The sequence below is a fragment of the Methylobacterium sp. HJ2 genome, assembly GCF_056431005.1.
On record NZ_JBWJYM010000001.1, the window covers coordinates 903,891 to 922,405 of the forward strand.

Sequence of the window (18,515 nt, forward strand, 5' to 3'; positions counted from 1 at the left end):
CCGGTGTCCCGATCGGGTGGCGCGGCGGAGTCGTCCGCCGCGTCCCGCGGCTGCCGACCGGGTTCCGTCGCTCGCAGACCCGAGAACAACCGGTTTCGATGCTGAAACAGCCGAGCTTCTGACGGCCAGACCTTCGGTCGCGGTCGGAAGACTGCACAGGGTGTAACAATCGGCTTTTGTCATTCCGCGCCGAACCGGCCAGCCGTGCCGCCGTTGAGGCCATTCCGCAAAGCCGCTAGGACTGGCCTCAAGCCGGACGAACCGGCGGCATTGATTTTAATCCCGATGCGGCGCGAGACCGTCAGGGAATGCGAGGGTGCACGATCGTCGTGCACGGGTGACCGATGGCCCAGATGACCCCAGCAGCGACCACGCACGCCAGCCCCGCGGCAGGCCATGCCGCCGAACCTTGGTACAAGGTTCTCTATATCCAGGTTCTGATCGCCATCGTGCTCGGCGTCGCGGTGGGATACCTCTATCCGGAATTCGGCAAGTCGCTGAAATGGATGGGCGACGGCTTCGTCAAGCTCATCAAGATGATGATCGCGCCGATCATCTTCTGCACGATCGTCCACGGCATCGCCTCGATCGGCGACCTGAAGAAGGTCGGCCGTGTCGGCCTCAAGGCGCTGATCTACTTCGAGGTGGTCTCGACCATCGCGCTGCTGATCGGCGTCCTCGTCGGCGAGGTGGTCAGGCCGGGCGCGGGCTTCCACGCCGACCCGGCTAAGCTCGACGCGGCCAAGGTCGCCAGCTACGCCAGCAAGGCCGCGGCCGACTCGACGGTCGCGCACATCATGGCGCTGATTCCCAACAGCTTCTTCGACGCCTTCGCCACCGGCGACCTGCTGCAGGTGCTGCTGATCTCGATCCTCACCGGCGTCGTCGTCACCGGCATGGGGTCCAGGGCCGCGGGCATCTCCCACGCCATCGACACGGCGGGACAGGTGTTCTTCCGCATCATCGGCCTGATCGTGAAGCTCGCGCCGCTCGGCGCCTTCGGGGCAATGGCCTTCACCATCGGCGAGTACGGGATCACCAAGGTGATCGACCTCGCTTGGCTCGTCGGCACCTTCTACGTCACCGCGGCGCTGTTCATCATCCTCGTGCTCGGCGGCATCGCGCGCGTCGCCGGCTTCTCGATCTTCCGCTTCCTGGCCTACATCAAGGACGAGCTGCTGATCGTGCTCGGCACGTCGTCCTCGGAGACGGTGCTGCCGCACATGATGACCAAGATGCGCCGCCTCGGCGCCTCGGATTCGGTCGTCGGCCTCGTCATCCCGACGGGCTACTCGTTCAACCTCGATGGCACCAACATCTACATGACGCTGGCGACGCTGTTCCTGGCACAGGCGGTGGGCGCCGACCTGAGCTTCGGGCAATACGCCACCATCATCGTCGTGGCGATGCTCACCTCGAAGGGCGCCTCCGGCGTGACGGGCGCGGGCTTCATCACCCTGGCGGCGACCCTCGCGGCGATCCCGAACAACCCGGTCCCGGTCGCCGCGATGACGCTGGTGCTCGGCGTCGACAAGTTCATGTCGGAGTGCCGCGCGCTCACCAACCTCGTCGGCAACGGCGTGGCCTGCGTCGTGGTCAGCCGCTGGGAGGGCGAGCTCGACCTGGCCAAGCTCAACGAGGTGATGGCCCACCCGGTCTCCATCGGCACCGACATCTCGGACGAGTCGCCCCAGCCGATGGGCACGGCCGCCGGGCCGAAGGTCGCTGCCGCCGAGTGAGCGCGTCGCCCGGTAGGCTCCGCCTCGGCATCGATCTCGGCGGCACCAAGATCGCCGGGATCGTCCTCGACGGATCGGGCACGCGGGCCGAGGCGCGCGTGCCGACCCCGCGCGACGATTACGCAGGCACGCTGGGGGCGATCGCGGGCCTCGTCGCCCGTCTCGAGGCGGAGGCCGGCGCGTCCTGCACGGTCGGGATCGGGATGCCCGGGGCGATCTCGGCGCGCACCGGACGCGTCAAGAACGCGAACTCCACCTGGTTGAATGGGCGGCCCTTCCGGGCCGACCTGGAGGCCGCCCTCGGTCGTCCGGTTCGGATCGAGAACGACGCCAATTGCCTCGCGGTCTCCGAGGCGGTCGACGGCGCGGCGGCGGGCGCCCGCGTCGTCTGGGCCGTGATCCTCGGCACGGGCGTGGGCTCCGGCATCGCCATCGACGGGCGCGCGCTCTCGGGTCGGGACGCCATCGCGGGCGAGTGGGGCCACAACCCGTTGCCGGCGCCGGACGAGTGCGAGCGCCCTGGCCCGCCCTGCTATTGCGGCCGTCGCGGCTGCATCGAGACCTGGCTCTCGGGGCCGGGGCTCGCGGCCGATCACGGACGCCGAAGCGGCGCCGCGATGGCGGCGGAGGCGGTCGTCGCCGCGCTCCGGGCGAACGACCCGGCCGCGCGGGAGACGGTCGCGGCCTATCGCGCCCGTCTCGGACGAGCCGTGGCTCACGTGGTCAACATCCTGGATCCGGACGTGATCGTGATCGGCGGCGGCCTCTCCCGCGTGCCCGAGCTCCTGACCGATCTCGCCCCCGCAATCGCCCCGCACGTCTTCTCCGACGCCTTCGACACGCCGATCCGTCCGAGCCTTCACGGCGATGCCTCGGGCGTCCGGGGCGCGGCCTGGCTCTGGAGCCCCGGGGACTGACGCGGTTTCCCGCCGATCGACGCGGGCGCCGCATCGGCGATCCGGGGGCAGCGCGCGTCGCTCCGGAACCTCCGTTGCGGCGCGAACCCGCTCTCCGCCGACGGGAGCCGACGCGCCGAACGCAGGCACCTCGCGGCACGGATCGGGCCCTCGGGCCTGTCGCGCCGAGATCGGGAGCGGCCCTAGGGCGTCGGCGCGTGGCGCACGAAGCGCTCCTCGAAGGTCGTGGCGAGATCGATCTGGGCGCCCTGCAACTCCGGATCCAGCGTCCGCACCAGATCGAGCACGCTCGCCATGCCTTCCTGGGTCGGGATGCCGGTGCGCGAGTAGCTCTCCAGCGAGTTCCGCACGGCCTGGACGTAGAGGGCGCGGTCACCGAAATGGTAGGCGGGCTGCACGAGGTCGGCGACGGCGTCCGGGTTGGCGGAGGCGAGCCAGCGCAGGGAGCGGACGAAGGCGTTCACCACCCGTTGCGTCGTCGCGGCGTGGCGTTCGATCCAATCCTGCTTCGTGTAGACCACGGCCGCCGGGTTCGGCCCGCCGAAGAGCGCGCGGGTGCCGGCCTCGGTGCGGGTGTCGACCAGGACCTTGATGTCGCCATCGGCCTCGAGCTTGGCGATCACCGGGTCGAGATGCGAGATCGCGTCGATCTCGCCGCGCTTCATCGCCGCGATGGCGCCCGGACCACCGCCGATGCCGATCAGCGCCGCGTCCGTGGGCTTCAGCCCGGCCTTGATCATCGCGAACTGCATCGCCAGCGCCGTGGAGGAGCCGGGCGCGGTGACGCCGATCTTACGCCCCTTCAGATCCGCGACGCCTGCCACGGTGCCGGCCAGTTCCTTGCGCACGCCGATCACGATGGCGGGCAAGCGGCCGAGCTCGCACACGGCGCGCACGTCCTGCCCCTTGGCCTGCATCCGCAGGGTGTGCTCGTAGGCGCCGGTGACGATGTCGACGGAGCCCCCGATCAAAGCCTGCAGCGAGCGCGCGCCGCCGCCGAAATCGCTGATCTCGGCGTCGATTCCCTCCTGCTTGAAGTAGCCGTTGCGCTCGGCCACCGTGAGCGGCAGGTAGTAGAGCAGCGGCTTGCCGCCGACGCCGATCCGGACCTTCACGGGCTCGGCCGTCTGGGCCCGGGCGGGCATCGCCAGGGCGGCGGCGGCGGTGGCGAGGAAGCTGCGGCGGAGCATGGCGAGTCCCTTCAATCCCGTCCGCCGGCCTGCGGACGCCAGACCAGCAGGCGGTTCTCCACGAGGGTGACCAGCGCGTCGATGGCGATCACGAAGACGGCGAGGATGAGCATCCCGGCGAAGACGCCGGTGACGTCGAACACGCTCTCGGCCTCGTGGATCTTGTAGCCGAGGCCCGCCGACGAGCCGAGATACTCGCCCACCACGGCGCCCACCAGGGCGAACCCGACGGCGGTGTGCAGCGAGGAGAACATCCATGTCAGCGCCGACGGCCAGTAGACGTGGCGCAGCAGGCCGCGCTCGCCGAGGCCGAGCATGCGGGCGTTGTCGCGCACGACGGGGCTCACCTCGCGCACGCCCTGGTAGACGTTGAAGAACACGATGAAGAAGACCAGCGTGAAGCCGAGCGCCACCTTCGACCAGATCCCGAGGCCGAACCACAGGGCGAAGATCGGGGCCAGCACCACCCGGGGCAGGGCGTTCGCGGCCTTGATGTAGGGGTCGAACACCGCTGCCAGCAGGGCGTTGCGGGCGAACAGGAAGCCGAAGGCGATGCCCCCGCCCGCCCCGGTGAGGAAGGCCAGCACCGTTTCCTGCAGGGTGATCCAGATGTGGCCCCAGATCTCGGGCGTGGTCACCTCCGCCCAGGCGCGGGCGAGCACGGCGCCGGGCGTCGAGAAGAAGAACTGGATCTGCCGCGGCGCGCCGAGAATCGGATAGGCCGTCAGCACGTGCCAGATCGCGAGGCCCGCGAGGCCGACGCCGATCTGCAGGCCGAGGAGGACGAGGCGGTTCACGGGGCGGCCTCCGGGGATGCGGCGGTCCCGCGCATCAGGCCGGGCCGTCCGCGTAGGCGCGGGAGACCTCGACGCGCAGGCGCGACCAGATCTCCCGGTAAAGATCGTGAAAGCCCGGGTCCAGGCGGATCTCGCTGATGTCGCGGGGCCGAGGCAGGCGCACCGGAAACTCGCCGACGATCCGCGCCGCAGGTCCGGCCGAGAGCACGACGACGCGATCGGAGAGCGCGATGGCCTCCTCGAGATCGTGGGTGACGAAGATCACCGCCTTGCGGTCGGCGGCCCAGAGATCGAGCAGGAGGTTGCCCATGATCTGGCGCGTCTGCGCGTCGAGAGGCCCGAAGGGCTCGTCCATCAGCAGGATCTCGGGATCGCGGATCAGCATCTGGGCGAGCGCCACGCGCTTGCGCTGGCCGCCCGAGAGGGTGTGCGGGTAGCGCCCGGCGAAGGGCGCCAGCCCGACGCGGCCGAGCCAGGCCTGAGCCCGCTCCCGGGCCTGCGCCCGCCGCACGCCCTGCGGCTCCAGGGCCACGGCGACATTGTCGAGGGCGGTCTTCCAGGGCATCAGCGCATCGGCCTGGAAGAGGTAGCCGGCGCGGCGGTTGAGGCCCGTGAGGGGCGCGCCGAAGACCCGCACAATGCCCGCGGCCGGCTTCAGGAGCCCGGCCCCGGCGTTGAGCAGCGTGGACTTCCCCGATCCGGTCGGGCCCACCACGGCGACGAACTCGCCCGGCGCCACCGCGAGGTCGATGCCCTCCACCGCGACGTAGCGCGCCGCGCCCGCCAGGCCGAAGGCGATCGTCAGGCCCTCAAGGCGCAGGGCCGGCTCCGCCACGCCCGGCCGCGTCTGCCGCGTCTCGCTCAAGCCGGGCTGGCTCATCGCTCCCGCCGTTCCTCCGCCGGCCGTCCGCGCGGCCGTGCCCGGCCTGTTGCCGGAGAACCGCCCGCAAGATCAAGCGCCGATCGCCGGACGCGGCGACAGATCCGCGACGCTGATCGAGCGGGCGTCAGCGCAGCCGCGCGCGTCCCTCGGCGAGCGAGCGGGTCAGGCTGGCCGCGTCCTGCGCGCGGGCGAGCGCCGCGCCCTGACCGGCCCAGAGCGGCGAGAAATCGCCCGATCCCCGGGCCTCGGCCGCCGCGCGCAGGGGCTGGAGGGCGGAGGCCGCCCGCGGGAAGGCCGGTGCGTCCGCGCTGATCGGCCCGAGTTCCTGCATCGCCCGGTTGCGCAGACCCCGCGCGGGCCGCCCGGTGAACACGGTGGTGACGGCCGTATCGGTGTCCGTCGCAGCCTCGAGCGCGGCGCGGTGGGGCGCGGAGAGGCCGGCCTCGTCGCAGAGCAGGTAGGCGGTGCCGACCTGCACGGCCGACGCGCCCAGCGCGAAGGCCGCGGCGACGCCGCGCGCGTCCGCGATGCCGCCCGCGGCGATCACCGGGCAATCGACCGCGTCGACGATCTGCGGCACCAGAGCCATCGTGCCGACCTGCCGCCCGAGATCGTCGCCGACGAAGGGCTCCAGGAAGAGGCCGCGATGGCCGCCGGCCTCGAGGCCCTGGGCGATGATCGCGTCGACCCCGCGCGCGGCGAGCCAGTGCGCCTCCGCCACCGTCGTCGCGCAGCCGACGATGCGGCAGCCCACGGCCCGGACGGCGTCGAACAGATCGGGGTCGGGCAGGCCGAAATGGAAGCTCACCACCGGGGGGCTCAGATCCCGCAGGGCCTCGGCCATGGCCGCGTCGAAGGGCGCGCGCTCGGGGCCCGTCGCCGCCGCGTCCGCATCCAGGCGGAACTCGGCGTAATAGGGCGCCAGCCGGGCGCGCCAGGCCGCCTCGCGCTCGGTATCTGCCGCGGCGCGGCGATGGGCGAAGAAGTTGAGGTTGAACGGGCGATCCGTCCGCGCCCGCAGATTGGCAACCTCCGCGCGCACCTGATCGGGCGTCATGGCCGCGCAGGCGATCGAGCCGAGACCGCCCGCCGCGCTCACCGCGGGGGCGAGCGCGGGCTTGGGCCCGATCATCGGCGCCTGCACGACCGGATGCTCCAGTCCGAACAGCTCGCAGAACGCGGTGCGCGGATCCATGTCGTCCTCCCGTCCTCCCGACGGGCGGAGACATAGCATTCCGGTGTCAGAACGGCAGCAGGACGTCGATCACCTGCTGGCCGTAGCGCGGCTGCTGCACGTCGGTGATCTGGCCGCGTCCCCCGTAGGCAATGCGCGCCTGGGCGATCTTGGCCGAATCGATGGTGTTGTCGGATTCGATGTCCTCGGGCCGCACCACGCCCGCGACGATCAGCTCGCGCACCTCGAAATTGACCCGGATCTCCTGCTTGCCCTCGACCACGAGGTTCCCGTTCGGCAGCACCTGCGTGACGATGGCGGCGATGTTGGTCGTCACCGTCTCCGCGCGCTGCACCGAGCCGGCGCCGTCGCTCGACGTGCTCGACGTGGCGTTGATCAGCTTGTCGGGTGCGATGCCGGCAGCCAGCACCGCGGCGTTCTTCTCCAGGCCGAAGGCGTTCGGCAGCCCCACGCCCTCGCTGTTGGCGCGCGAGCGCTTGGTCTCGTTGTTGAGGTTGGCCTTGTCCGTGACGTTGACCTTCACGGTGACGAGATCGCCGATGCGGGCGGCGCGCTGGTCCTTGAAGAAGGCGCGCGATCCCGTGCGCCAGAGCGAGTTCGGCGCGTAGGAGACCGGCTGCACGTCCGGCATCGGCATCCGCACCGGCTTGTAGCCGGGCTGGCTCGTCGGGTCCTCGATCGCCGAGAGCGCCGGCTGGGCCCCGATCTGCGAGAGCCGGTCGATCGTGTTGCAGGCGCCGAGGCCGCCGCAGGCGACGATCGTTGCGAGGAGTGCGAGGCGCTGTTTCATCGCGAAAACCGTTGGAGGCGTGAGGGGCTCAGCGGAGCGTGGCGGGTCCGGCCGGGTCGGCGCTGGCCTGGCGCTGGGGCGCCGACGGGCCGACCGAGACGCGCCCGGCCCCGATCACGGTGGCCTGCAGGATCTTCTTCGAGGCGGCGTTGACCACGTTCACCGTGGCGCCGAGCCGCCCCGCATCGTTGCTGATGCCGCGCATCGAGAGGCTGATCCCGGGCGTCTCGTAGATGATCGTCACCATCTCGCCGCGTGCGACCAGCTCCGGCGGCGCCGTGTCGCCGGCCCGCAGGACGGCGCCCACGCTGAGCGCGCGCTGGACGACCTCGCCGGCGGGCGCACCCGTGACCGCGTCCGGCGGCACGCCGTCGCGCGGCCGGCGCTCGACCGCGACGTCGCCCGCGGCGACGCGCTCGCCGCGGGCGACGGCGCGGGTCAGCACGGCCACCTCGCGCATCTCGACGACGAGCCCGGCCACCCGCAGGTTGGCCTGCCGCTCGCCGAGGCTGACGAGGGCCCCGACCCGGCGCGAGCGCGGGTCGTAGGTCATGTCGAGGGCGAGCGCCTGCCCGTCGAGGTCGACCGGCGCCAGCAGGACCGGGGTCTCGCCGTCGAAGCGGATGGTCACGAGCTTGGCGTCGAGCCCGAACCCGGATTCGAGCCCGCGCTTGAGCGCCGCCTCGATCTCGGCCGGGCCGACCCGGCGCGCGGCGCGCTGGACGTTGATCTGGGTCCGGCCCCCGGATTCGAGCGGGCCGAGCTCGGCTGCGGCCACCGCGTCGGCGATGCGGCGGGCCTGGATCGTGCCCGTCGCGCCGAGCGCCGGGGCGCGGAAGAGCGGGCGCTTGGCCGCCGCCTCGGGCGCGTTCTCCACGAGATCGCCGAGGGTCAGGATGTCGCCGCGCGCCGTCACGTCGCCGCGCAGGCGCATCGGCTGCGCGGCCGTCGCCGGCAGGACGAGGGCGCCGATCAGCGCGAGGGTCAGCAGCGCGAGGGCGGCCCGGGCCACGATGCCGAAGCGCATCGGCGCCGCGCGCCCGCGCCCCGTCCGCCCGATGGGCCTCAGCGCGGCGAGATCGATGGGATCGAGGACGAAGGTCATGGTCGCGCCTCCGGGATCAGCTGCGGAACATCTGGGAGGTGGTGGACAGCATCTGGTCGGCGGCGGTGACGACCTTGGAGTTCATCTCGTAGGCGCGCTGCGCGGCGATCAGCGACGAGATCTCCGTGACGGCGTTCACGTTCGCCTCCTCGAGATACGATTGCTGCAGGTTGCCGAAGCCTTCCGAGCCGGGCAGGCCGCTGATCGCCGGGCCCGAGGCCGCGGTCTCGATGAACAGGTTGTCGCCGATCGATTCGAGGCCGACCTTGTTGACGAAGCGGGCGAGCTGGAACTGGCCGAGCGTCTGCGGCGCGGTCTGACCCGGGATGGTGGCCTGCACCGCGCCCGTCGCGCTGATGGTCACCGCGGTGGCGGTGCTCGGCACGGTGATGCCCGGATCGACGAGGTAGCCGTCGCGGGTGACGAGCTGACCTTGCGCGGAGAGGTCGAACGAGCCGTCCCGGCTGTAGGCTGTGCGCCCGTCGGGCATCGTCACCCGGAACAGGCCCTCGCCCCGGATGGCGACGTCGTAATCCTTCTCGGTCGAGGTGAGCGTGCCCTGCGACATCACCCGCGCCGTCGAGGTGGTCTTCACGCCCGAGCCGATGGCGAGGCCCGCCGGGAGCTGCGTGTTCTGGTCCGAGGTCGAGGAGCCGGCCCGGCGCAGGTTCTGGTAGAGCAGATCCTGGAAATGCGGCTGCTGGCGCTTGTAGCCGGTGGTGCGCAGGTTCGCGATGTTGTTCGAGATGACCTGGACGTTGAGTTCCTGGGCCGCCATGCCAGTGGCGGCGGCGTAGAGCGCGCGCATCGGACCCTATCTCCCCTGTCGGCTCAGGCGACGTCGGCGAGGCGGCGGATCGCCGTGCCCCGCAGGTCGTCGAGGCGCGAGATCACGCTGGAGACCATCGCGTAGCTGCGGTTGACGTCCATCAGCCGGGTCATCTCGATCACCGGGCGGACGTTGGAGCGCTCGAGCGCGCCGGCCTCGACGCGGCCCTGGAGCCCGGCGGGCTGGGCGGGATCGGGTGAGGCGTAGAGGTTGCCGCCCTCGTTGGTCAGCCGCTGCGGGTTGGCGAAGGTGACGAGCCGGAGCTTGCCGCGCACGCCGATATTGGTGGAGACGGTGCCGTCCGGCCCGATCGACAGGCCGGTCTCCTGCGCGTTGATCTGGATCGGTCCGCCCTCGCCCTGGACGGCGTAGCCGTCGCTCGTCACCAGCGTGCCCTGCGCGTTGACCTCGAGGGCGCCGTTGCGGGTGAAGCGCTCGCCCTGCGGACCCTGCACCGCCAGGAAGGCCGCGCCGCGGATCGCCACGTGCAGGGGGTTGCCGGTCTGCTCGATCGGGCCCTGGGCGAGATCGAGCACCGTGCCCTGGTCGATGACGTAGGAGACCCGCCGGTCGCTGCGCTGGAAGGAATCCGCGCTCGCCACGGGGGCGAGATACTCCTGGAAGCGCACGTTGCGGCCCTTGAAGCCGTTCGTCGAGACGTTCGCCATGTTGTTGGCGATGACGTCGAGCTCGCGCTGGAGCGCGACCTGGCTCGAGACACCGACGAGGAGGGCGTTCTGCATCTTGGAACCCGAGGGGTACGGCCGCGGATGCGGCGCAATCGGTTCCGCATCCCTCGTGCCAGGGTTAACGGCCCGCTCCATCCCAGCATTATCAATGGGTTGACCGAATTGAGAGGCGGTCGGGGGCGCGGCGCGGACCGCCCGGCGGCAAAGCCGACCCGGCAGATTTTGCCCGCTTAACGGCGCGTTAACCGTGACGGTCCGATACCGGGACGTCGCCCGCCGCTCGCGGCGGGCCGGCACGCGACGTCACTCCCAGCGCCGGATCCGACGCCCATGGCCAAGAAGCCCAAGAAGGCGCCCGCCGCGGAGGGCGAGGCCGCCGAGGCCGAAGCCCCGAAGAGCAAGAAGAAGCTCGTCATCATCGGCGCGGCAGCCCTGCTCGCGGTCGGCGGCGGAGGCGGCTTCTTCCTGATGAAGGGCCGGGGCGGCGGCCACGGCGAGGCTGCCCATGTCGAGGAGAAGAAGCCGGTCGTGTTTCTCGACGTGCGCGAGATGATCCTCAACCTCACGCCCGAGAGCAGCCAGGACAAGGCGAAATTCGCGAAGTTCCGCATCGCGCTGGAGCTCAAGGACGATAAGGTCGAGGGCGAGGTCAAGCCGCTGATGCCCCGGGTCGAGGACACGCTCCAGACCTACATGCGCGAGCTGCGGGCGAGCGACCTGTCGGGCTCGGCCGGCCTCTACCGCCTGCGGGAGGAGCTGCTGCGCCGCGTCAACGTGGCGATCTATCCCGCCAAGGTGGAGGCGGTGCTCTTCAAGGACGTGATCCTCCAGTAGGCCCAGACGATCATGGAACCCGACGATCCGATCGAAGAGGACGACTGGGCGGCAGCCCTGATCGAGCAGAACGCCGAGGGCGGCGACGCCTCCCTCGCCGAGGAATGGGGCGCGGCCCTCGCCGAGCAGGGCACCACGCGTAACGCCAGCGACGTCGCCGCCGAATGGGCGACGATGATCGAGGACGGGGAGACCGACAACCTCCCCGAACTCGCCGGCAACGACCGCATCCTGACCCAGGACGAGATCGACGGCGTCCTCGGCTTCTCCATGCGCGAGCTCTCGGCCTCCGGGGCCGGGGGCGTGCGCGCCATCGTCGATTCGGGCGTCGTCCAGTACGAACGCCTGCCGATGCTCGAGATCGTCTTCGACCGGATGATCCGGTTGCTGTCGACCTCGCTGCGCAACTTCTTCCAGGACAACGTCGAGGTCACCCTCGACAACATCACCTCGGTGCGCTTCGGCGACTACGTCAACGCCATCCCGCTGCCGACGCTTCTCGGCGTGTTCAAGGCGGATGCCTGGGAGAATTCCGGCCTCGTCACCGTCGAGTCGAACCTCGCCTACTCGACCCTCGACCTCCTGCTCGGGGGCAAGCGCGGCGGCTCGTCCTCGCGCCTCGACGGGCGGCCCTTCACCACGATTGAGATGCAGCTCGTGCGTCGGCTCGTGGAGATCATCCTGGGCGATCTCGAACTCTCGTTCCAGCCGCTCTCGCCGGTGCGCTTCGCCATCGACCGGATCGAGACGAACCCGCGCTTCGCCACCATCACGCGGCCCGGCAACGCCGCGATCCTGATCGGCCTGCGCCTCGACATGGACGGGCGCGGCGGCCTGCTCCAGATCCTGTTCCCCTACGCCACGATCGAGCCGATCCGTGAACTGCTCATGCAGAGCTTCATGGGCGAGAAGCTCGGCCGCGACCAGATCTGGGAGGGCCACCTCGCCACCGAGATCTGGCAGGCCGACCTCACCATGGAGGCCGTGCTGCACGAGCTGATGCTGCCGCTGAAGAAGGTGATGGCGCTCAAGGTCGGCGACACCCTGATGTTCGATGCCAAGCCGACCGACCTCGTCACCGTGCGCTGCGGCGAATGGGGTCTCACGCAGGGGCGGATCGGCCGGATCGACGACAACATCGCCGTGCAGGTGACGCGGCCGCTGCGCCGCTCGCGCACGACGTTCCAGGCCTACGAGGCCTCCATGAACAACCGCAACGACGTGTAGGGCGATGAGCATCCTGATCACCCTGCTGGCCGACATCCTCGTGGCGGTGCTGCTCGTCGCCACCATCATGACCTCGCTGCGCCTGTCGCGCCGCATCGCGCAGCTCAAGGGCGACGAGGCCGCCTTCCGCCAGACCATCGGCGACCTGATGGTGGCGAGCGCCACGGCCGAGCGGGCGATCGCGACGCTGCGCGGCACGATGGAGGAGAGCGAGCGGGCGCTGGCCGAGCGCGTCGAGCTCGCCGGCGCCTGCGCCGCGGAGATCGCCGCGCAGGTCAGTGCCGGCCAGGCCGTGATCGCGCGGATCGGCGCCATCGTGGGCGAGGCGCGCGGCGCGCGCGCGCCGGCGTCCGCCGCCGCGCCGCCCGCCGACGCCGCGGCCGAGGGCGTCCACGGCGAGCGCCTCGGCGCCGCCGCCGCCGCCGCCCGCGCCATGACCGAGCGGGCCCTGCAACGGGTCCGGAGCCGGGCGGCATGACGGCAGGTCCGCCGGCCAAGCGGGAGACCGGGACCGGGACGGCGCTGCGGCGCTCGCGCCTCAAGCCGCCGCGCTCGCTGCGCCTGCGCCTGATCGATGCCGTGATCTTGGCCGCCGGCGGCCTGCTGGTGCTGAAGCTCCTGGCGATGGTGGGGCCGGGCCCGGCCGTCATGCGGACGGATTTCGGCCGCGTCCTCGCCGATGCCCGCGGCGGCTACGAGCCGACGACGACCGGCTCCGTCACGCCCAAGGAGGCCGAGAAGCCGCCGGAGCCCGCCCCGCCGCCGCAGGCCCAGCCGCCGCGGCCCGATCCGGTCTCGCCGACCGAGCGCGCGCTGCTGGAAAAGCTCGGGGCGCGCCGCGACGCCCTGAAGCAGCGCAGCGAGCAGCTCGATCAGCGCGAGCGCTTGCTCGGAGAGGCCGAGCGCAAGCTCGAGACCGGCGTCGGCGATCTGAAGCAGGCCGAGGAGAAGGCGGACGCCGGCCGGGGCCGCGAAGACCCGGAGAAGTCCGGGCTCAAGAACATCGTCACGATGTACGAGACCATGAAGCCGAAGGACGCGGCCCGCGTCTTCGACCGCCTCGGGCACGAGGTGCTGGTGCCGATCGTGCTCGCGATGAACCCGCGCAAGATGGCCGAGGTGCTCGCGGTCATGCAGCCGGAGGCCGCCGAGCGCCTGACCGTGGCGCTGGCCAACCGGGCCCGGGGCGGCGCCGGCGCGCAGGCCCGGACCGCCGCCGCCGGGCTGCCGCCGAACGAGCTGCCCGCGATCGATCCCGCTCCCGCCCGCTGAGCGCGGCGGCCCGGCAGCGCGCGTCGCGGCCGGGCGGGCCGCTCAGGCCGTCCGATCCTCGGCTCCCGGACGCAGCCCGCTGAGCCAGGCCCAGCGCGCCACGTGCAGGCCCCAGACCATGCCGAGCATCATGTAGACGTGGCGCCACTTCTCGATGTCGATCTGGAAGCCCTGCAGGAAGAACATCAGCAGGGCCGGAAAGACGATCTGGCCGAGGCGGCGGTAGGGCGAGGGCCGGAAGCAGAGCCGGAATCCGACCGCGCAGGTCGTGAGCACGATGGCGAGGAAGCCGAGGCCGCCGGCCCATCCGCCGTTCGAGAACGCGCCGAGGTAGGAATTGTGCGGCTCGAGGTTGAAGGTGCGGCGCCAGCGCAGGGGCCCGAGCCCGGCCGGGCGCTCCAGAAGCATCAGGAAGCCGCGGCGCTGGTTGCCGAAGCGGCCGGTCTCGCCCTCGTCGTAATCCTTCGTCACCACCGCGCGGTCGCTGAAGCGCTCGGCCACGCCCGGCATCGCCAGCAGGCCGCCGACGAGGAGGCCCGATCCCAGCATCGCCAGCATCGACAGCCGGGCGATGCGCCGCCGGATCGCCGGCTCGGCCGTCCGCCAGGCCATGAACACCATCAGGGCGGTGCCCACCACCAGCGCGCCCCAGGAGCCGCGCGAGAACGACAGGAAGATTCCCGCCACCAGCGTCAGGAGCGCGGCGAGCGTCGGCACCATGCGGCGGGTCCGGCCGGTGATCAGGTTGTGGATCAGGTAGAGCACGGCGAGGATCAGGAACGAGCCCAGCACGTTCGGGTCCTCGAACACGCCGGCCGCGCGGCCGTCCATCTTGAACAGCACCTCCTCGCCGATCACGTCGAAATAGCTGAGGATGCCGCAGACGGCCGCGAACAGGCACGAGGCGAGATAGGCCTTGAGCCCGAGCTCGACCCGGTCGCGGGTCCGGTCCGACAGGAACATCACGAAGAAGATGCCGGTCAGGATCAGGTAGGCGGACTGGATCGTCCATTCCACCGGCAGCGCCTCGTCGAGATAGGGCATCAGCGCGAGGCCGAGGCAGGTGCCGTAGGCCAGCAGCAGGCCGAGGATCACCAGCGCCGGGCGATGCACCCGGATGCCGAGGCAGAACCAGAGCAGCAGCGTCGGCACCGCGACGAAGTCGTAGGGCGAGGGCCGCAGGAAGGTGAAGCAGGTAAAGAACACGAACAGGGCGTAGAGCCCGTACCCCACCGCCTCGAGCGCCCCGCGCACCGTGCGACGGTCGTCCCGCGCGCGCGTCCCGCCCCGGACGGGCGCGCCGAGAGGGCCGGGACCGGCGAAATCGATGGCGGCGTCCATGCCGGATCCCTGTCGTGCGGGCGATGCCGCCCCCGCACTCGGGACGCATCCGGTCGACGATCCGCCCGGGCGGGTCAGGAAAGCCTTAAGGCCCGCTCCGTCCACAGGTTGTGCACAGGCCATCCCGGAGGTGGGGACCGGATCAGCCGAGGAGGGCGGATCCGCGTATCGCCCGGTCCGTTGTCAGGACGCGACAGCGAGACACCGGATCGCCGATCCGTTCACCCAGCAAGGCGCCGGATTGTCGGGACGGCGGATCCCGCGGACGGCGCGGGGCCACCACCCGACGACTCGGGCGGGGAGGGCGATCCGGGCGACGGCGCGCCGGTCAGGCCCCGGGTTCCGGCCTGCAATCCCTCCGGTACGACCCTCATAGCCATTTGTTCGATCGGGCAGTCCCAGGCTGCCGGGCGAGCGGTCACACGCCGACAACCATCGACGCCGGACCGGAAGGCCTGCGAACCTGCGTTGGCGAGCATGGTCCTCGTCGCGGGACGGAATGCGGAAGTGAACGCTGCCCTCGCCGCGATGGGAGTGACTGATCAGCCCCCAACCGATTGCCCGGAAACAAGACGAGAGCAGAGGGTCTTTGCGGCGACGATCGGCTCCACCGATCTGAAGGCTGAACCGCCAAACATCATGCCGGCTCGTTACTCAGAAAACACGCCTGACCGGACGATTAAATCTTCCTCAACTGTTTCGCCAGCTATGATCCTAGGCAGCGCGGCCAAGTTTTGTGCAGCGCACTGACTTGAGCCTCGGTATGAAGATCTCGGTACGCGCGCTCCTCTCCGGCCTGTTCGGTTTGATGTGTGTCATCGCCCTGTGCCTCGCGGGCGGGGCCATCCAACAGTCTCTGACGGCAGAACAGAGTGCGAGCGAGGTGGCCAGGCTGGCGCAACTCGACAAGGCGATCTTCCAGAGCTTTGCCGCCATCCGCCTAGAATGGGGCTCGTCCTCGGCCGCGCTCCTGATCGGGAGCGATCGGAACGAGCGCGAGCGCAAGGCCGCCCTCGGGTTCCGCCAGGACGCCACGAAGGTCGTGGAGACCAGCCTGAGCGGTCTGGCCGGCCTGTCTCTGCCCGAGGCCAGCGTTGTGCATCGTGAGCTCGCAACCGCCTACACGGGCTGGGAAGCGATCCGCCGGGAGGTCGACCGGGGCTTCGGTCAGGATCTGGCCGCGCGCGATGCGACCGTGCGGACCCGTCTGGACGAGCAGCTCGAGCCGGTCCTGAACGCCCTGCAGCATGGCGCCAAGCTTCTCGGGCACCGGATCGAGGCGCTCGACGCCACGACGTTCCCCCTCATTCAGATCAGCGCCACGGCGTGGCAGGCGCGGCTCAATGCCGGGATGATCCGGTTCCAGGTCCGGACCATCCTTGCCAAGAACAGGGCCGTGCGTCCCGAGGAAGCCGTCGATCTGCGCGAGAAGGCGCATCAGGTCGCGTCCGGCCTCACCGTCATGGCCGACCTGATCGATGAGCGCAGCCCCGCGGACCTTCGCACCGCTCTGGATGCCGCGCGGGAGAATTTCTCGGGGGCCGCGTTCACCACCTTGCGCAAGGAGATCGAAGCCTCCGCCGCGAGCGGGCAGCCGCTCGCCTTCACCATGGAGACGTGGCTGAAACTCGCCGGCGATGCGCAGTCGACGGTGTTCGCGATCGCGACCGTCGCGATGGAGGTGCTGACCGCCCGGGCGGCGGCCTCCGCGCATCAGGCCTGGGTCTCGGTGTTGCTGCTCGCCGGCATGACGATCGGCATCCTGGCCGTTGCGGGTGTCGGTTTCCTCATCCTGCAGCGCTGGGTGTCGCAGCCCATCATCCGCCTGGAACGCGCGATGGTCAGCTTGGCCGCCGGTGATACCTCGATCGCCATCCCTGGCGCTGGACGGCACGACGAGATCGGCGCGATGGCGGCCGCCGTGCAGGTGTTCAAGGGCAACCTGATCCATACCCGGGAGCTGGAGGCGGAAACGGCTCAGGCGCGGCTCGCGGCCGAGGAGCAGCGCAAGGCGGGGATGCGGCAGATGGCCGACAGCTTCGAGCAGGCGGTCGGCGGGATCATCGGCATGGTCTCCTCCTCGGCGACCGAGTTGCAGGCGACCGCTCAGACGATGACCGCGACAGCGACGGAGACGGCGAGCCAGTCCACGCTGGTGGCAGGCGCCGCCGAGGAGGCTGCGGCCAACGTGAACACGGTCGCGGCAGCCGCGGAGGAACTGGGCGCGTCTGTTCAGGAGATCGGTCGACAGGTCGACGGCTCGGCAAGCTTGGCGCGGATCGCCGTGACCGAGGCCAGCCAGACCGCCACCCTGGTGCAGGAATTGAGCGGTGCGGTCGCCAAGATCGGCGACGTGGTCACGATGATCTCGACCATCGCGGGTCAGACCAACCTCCTGGCCCTCAACGCGACGATCGAGGCCGCGCGGGCCGGAGAGGCGGGCCGCGGCTTCGCGGTCGTCGCGAGCGAGGTCAAGGAATTGGCGTCGCAGACCGCGCGCGCGACCGAGGAGATCTCGGCTCAGATCGCCCGGATCCAGGGTTCGACCGGACAAGCCGTCCAGGCGATCGGCTCGATCGCGGCCCGCATCCAGGAAATCAGCACGGTCGCGACGATGATCGCGGCCGGTGTCGAGGAGCAGGGAGCCGCGACGCAGGAGATCGTGCGCAACGTGGCTCAGGCCTCGACCGGGACTGCGGAGGTGACGAGCAGCATCGCGACCGTCGCCGGTGCAGCCGAGGAGACGGGCGCGGCGGCGACACAGGTCCTCGGCGCGGCCGCCGAGTTGTCGCGCCAGTCGGAGACCCTGACGGCCGAAGTCGCGCGCTTCCTCGCGACGGTTCGTGCGGCCTGAGCGGATCGGCCATCCGTCCCTGTCGGGATCGTCAAAGGGAGCGGCCGGGGTAGACTTCGGCCGTTCCCGTTCGCCGATCAGCGCATTCGCACCGCGTTCGTCGTCCGGCGGAGCACGATAGAGACCCGGATAGCAGGAGGGTGCGAACGGGGGGTAACCCTTCCGCGAGCCGTGCGGGGAGGGGCCTCTCGGGCACCATCACTGGGGTGGCCGAGCGGCCGCGGGCAGGGCCATCTGTCGATCAACGGCCGCTCGAATCTGCGTTCCCTGCGCTCTCGACAAATATGAAGCGCGATCCTTCCAGGAACGACGTGACGTCGTCGGAGATCGTCTGAGACAGATCATCCGGGATGGGCCATCCATAGACGAATTTGCGGATCGCGAGATAGAAGACTTTCCCGTGCATGGCCCAGGCCGCCTCGGTCTCGCGCTCCGTCAAGGGGATCGTCTCCGGGTCCGGCAGGCCGAGATCGGCCCGAACTTCCGCGCAGATCGGATGGATGACCCGCTCGCGGATGGTTGCGAGGTAGCGGGGCGCGATGTCGTAGCCCTTCAGACCGGAGAAGACGAAGATCCGGACCCACACGAAGTCGAAGATCTGCTCGGTATACTCCGCATAGAAGCGAACGATTCTGGAGCTCAAGGTCTGGGATCGGTCGCGGACGAGCCCGGTCCAGGCCGGATTCCAGCGCTTGACGTAGACGTGCTCGTAGACCCGTTCGAGCAGGGCTTCCTTCGTGGGGAAGTATCGGAAGATCGCCGAATGGGTGATGCCCAGTTCCTTGGCCAGTTCCCGCGTCTGCCCGCCGAGGCCGTGCTCGGCGAAGAACTGTGCGGCGGCCTCCACGATCTG

The 18,515-nt window shown here is 70.6% G+C and carries 17 protein-coding genes; 7 read left to right on the plus strand and 10 right to left on the minus strand.

Annotated features, from left to right (window positions below; genetic code table 11):
- Positions 1 to 353 precede the first annotated feature (353 nt).
- Positions 354 to 1,739, plus strand: a complete 1,386-nt coding sequence (locus tag ACS5RC_RS04155; RefSeq protein ID WP_478342538.1) for a dicarboxylate/amino acid:cation symporter — start codon at positions 354 to 356, stop codon at positions 1,737 to 1,739.
- Positions 1,736 to 2,656, plus strand: coding sequence for an ROK family protein (locus ACS5RC_RS04160; RefSeq protein ID WP_478342539.1), 921 nt, complete (start codon positions 1,736 to 1,738; stop codon positions 2,654 to 2,656). The genes ACS5RC_RS04155 and ACS5RC_RS04160 overlap by 4 nt, the downstream gene beginning before the upstream one ends.
- Positions 2,657 to 2,838: 182 nt before the next feature.
- On the opposite strand, the gene ACS5RC_RS04165 is transcribed toward ACS5RC_RS04160, so the two are convergent.
- The 8 genes from ACS5RC_RS04165 to flgF form a co-directional block, all read right to left on the minus strand.
- On the minus strand, positions 2,839 to 3,846 hold the full coding sequence (locus tag ACS5RC_RS04165; protein ID WP_478342540.1) for an ABC transporter substrate-binding protein: 1,008 nt from the start codon (positions 3,844 to 3,846) through the stop codon (positions 2,839 to 2,841).
- Between the two features lie 11 nt (positions 3,847 to 3,857).
- A complete protein-coding gene (locus ACS5RC_RS04170; protein WP_478342541.1) occupies positions 3,858 to 4,643 on the minus strand; it encodes an ABC transporter permease in 786 nt (261 codons plus the stop codon).
- Between the two features lie 34 nt (positions 4,644 to 4,677).
- A complete protein-coding gene (locus ACS5RC_RS04175; protein WP_478342542.1) occupies positions 4,678 to 5,523 on the minus strand; it encodes an ABC transporter ATP-binding protein in 846 nt (281 codons plus the stop codon).
- Between the two features lie 127 nt (positions 5,524 to 5,650).
- Positions 5,651 to 6,721, minus strand: a complete 1,071-nt coding sequence (locus ACS5RC_RS04180) for an NAD(P)H-dependent flavin oxidoreductase (RefSeq protein WP_478342543.1) — start codon at positions 6,719 to 6,721, stop codon at positions 5,651 to 5,653.
- A gap of 46 nt (positions 6,722 to 6,767) precedes the next feature.
- Positions 6,768 to 7,511 (minus strand): flagellar basal body L-ring protein FlgH, encoded by a 744-nt coding sequence (flgH, locus tag ACS5RC_RS04185; RefSeq protein ID WP_478342544.1) that lies wholly within the window; start codon positions 7,509 to 7,511, stop codon positions 6,768 to 6,770.
- A gap of 28 nt (positions 7,512 to 7,539) precedes the next feature.
- Positions 7,540 to 8,616, minus strand: a complete 1,077-nt coding sequence (gene flgA / locus ACS5RC_RS04190) for a flagellar basal body P-ring formation chaperone FlgA (RefSeq protein ID WP_478342545.1) — start codon at positions 8,614 to 8,616, stop codon at positions 7,540 to 7,542.
- Positions 8,617 to 8,632: 16 nt separating this feature from the next.
- Positions 8,633 to 9,424 carry a flagellar basal-body rod protein FlgG gene (gene flgG, locus ACS5RC_RS04195; protein WP_478342546.1) on the minus strand — a complete coding sequence of 264 codons (792 nt, stop codon included), beginning with the start codon at positions 9,422 to 9,424 and terminating at the stop codon, positions 8,633 to 8,635.
- Positions 9,425 to 9,447: 23 nt separating this feature from the next.
- Positions 9,448 to 10,188, minus strand: a complete 741-nt coding sequence (gene flgF, locus ACS5RC_RS04200) for a flagellar basal-body rod protein FlgF (protein ID WP_478342547.1) — start codon at positions 10,186 to 10,188, stop codon at positions 9,448 to 9,450.
- Between the two features lie 276 nt (positions 10,189 to 10,464).
- Between flgF and fliL the strand changes: the two genes are divergently transcribed.
- The 4 genes from fliL to ACS5RC_RS04220 are packed head-to-tail and all read left to right on the plus strand — an operon-like array spanning position 10,465 to position 13,467.
- Positions 10,465 to 10,968 (plus strand): flagellar basal body-associated protein FliL, encoded by a 504-nt coding sequence (gene fliL / locus ACS5RC_RS04205; RefSeq protein WP_478342548.1) that lies wholly within the window; start codon positions 10,465 to 10,467, stop codon positions 10,966 to 10,968.
- Between the two features lie 12 nt (positions 10,969 to 10,980).
- Entirely contained in the window at positions 10,981 to 12,195 is a 1,215-nt protein-coding gene (fliM, locus tag ACS5RC_RS04210; RefSeq protein ID WP_478342549.1) for a flagellar motor switch protein FliM, read from the plus strand.
- Between the two features lie 4 nt (positions 12,196 to 12,199).
- Positions 12,200 to 12,673 (plus strand): DUF6468 domain-containing protein, encoded by a 474-nt coding sequence (locus ACS5RC_RS04215; RefSeq protein WP_478342550.1) that lies wholly within the window; start codon positions 12,200 to 12,202, stop codon positions 12,671 to 12,673.
- Positions 12,670 to 13,467, plus strand: coding sequence for a MotE family protein (locus ACS5RC_RS04220; protein WP_478342551.1), 798 nt, complete (start codon positions 12,670 to 12,672; stop codon positions 13,465 to 13,467). The genes ACS5RC_RS04215 and ACS5RC_RS04220 overlap by 4 nt, the downstream gene beginning before the upstream one ends.
- Before the next feature lie 42 nt (positions 13,468 to 13,509).
- On the opposite strand, the gene ACS5RC_RS04225 is transcribed toward ACS5RC_RS04220, so the two are convergent.
- A complete protein-coding gene (locus tag ACS5RC_RS04225) occupies positions 13,510 to 14,808 on the minus strand; it encodes an O-antigen ligase family protein (RefSeq protein WP_478342552.1) in 1,299 nt (432 codons plus the stop codon).
- 763 nt (positions 14,809 to 15,571) lie between these two features.
- On the opposite strand from ACS5RC_RS04225, the gene ACS5RC_RS04230 reads away from it, so the two are divergent.
- Positions 15,572 to 17,662 carry a methyl-accepting chemotaxis protein gene (locus tag ACS5RC_RS04230; protein WP_478342553.1) on the plus strand — a complete coding sequence of 697 codons (2,091 nt, stop codon included), beginning with the start codon at positions 15,572 to 15,574 and terminating at the stop codon, positions 17,660 to 17,662.
- 241 nt (positions 17,663 to 17,903) lie between these two features.
- On the opposite strand, the gene ACS5RC_RS04235 is transcribed toward ACS5RC_RS04230, so the two are convergent.
- Positions 17,904 to 18,509 carry a TetR/AcrR family transcriptional regulator gene (locus tag ACS5RC_RS04235; RefSeq protein WP_478342554.1) on the minus strand — a complete coding sequence of 202 codons (606 nt, stop codon included), beginning with the start codon at positions 18,507 to 18,509 and terminating at the stop codon, positions 17,904 to 17,906.
- Positions 18,510 to 18,515 lie beyond the last annotated feature (6 nt).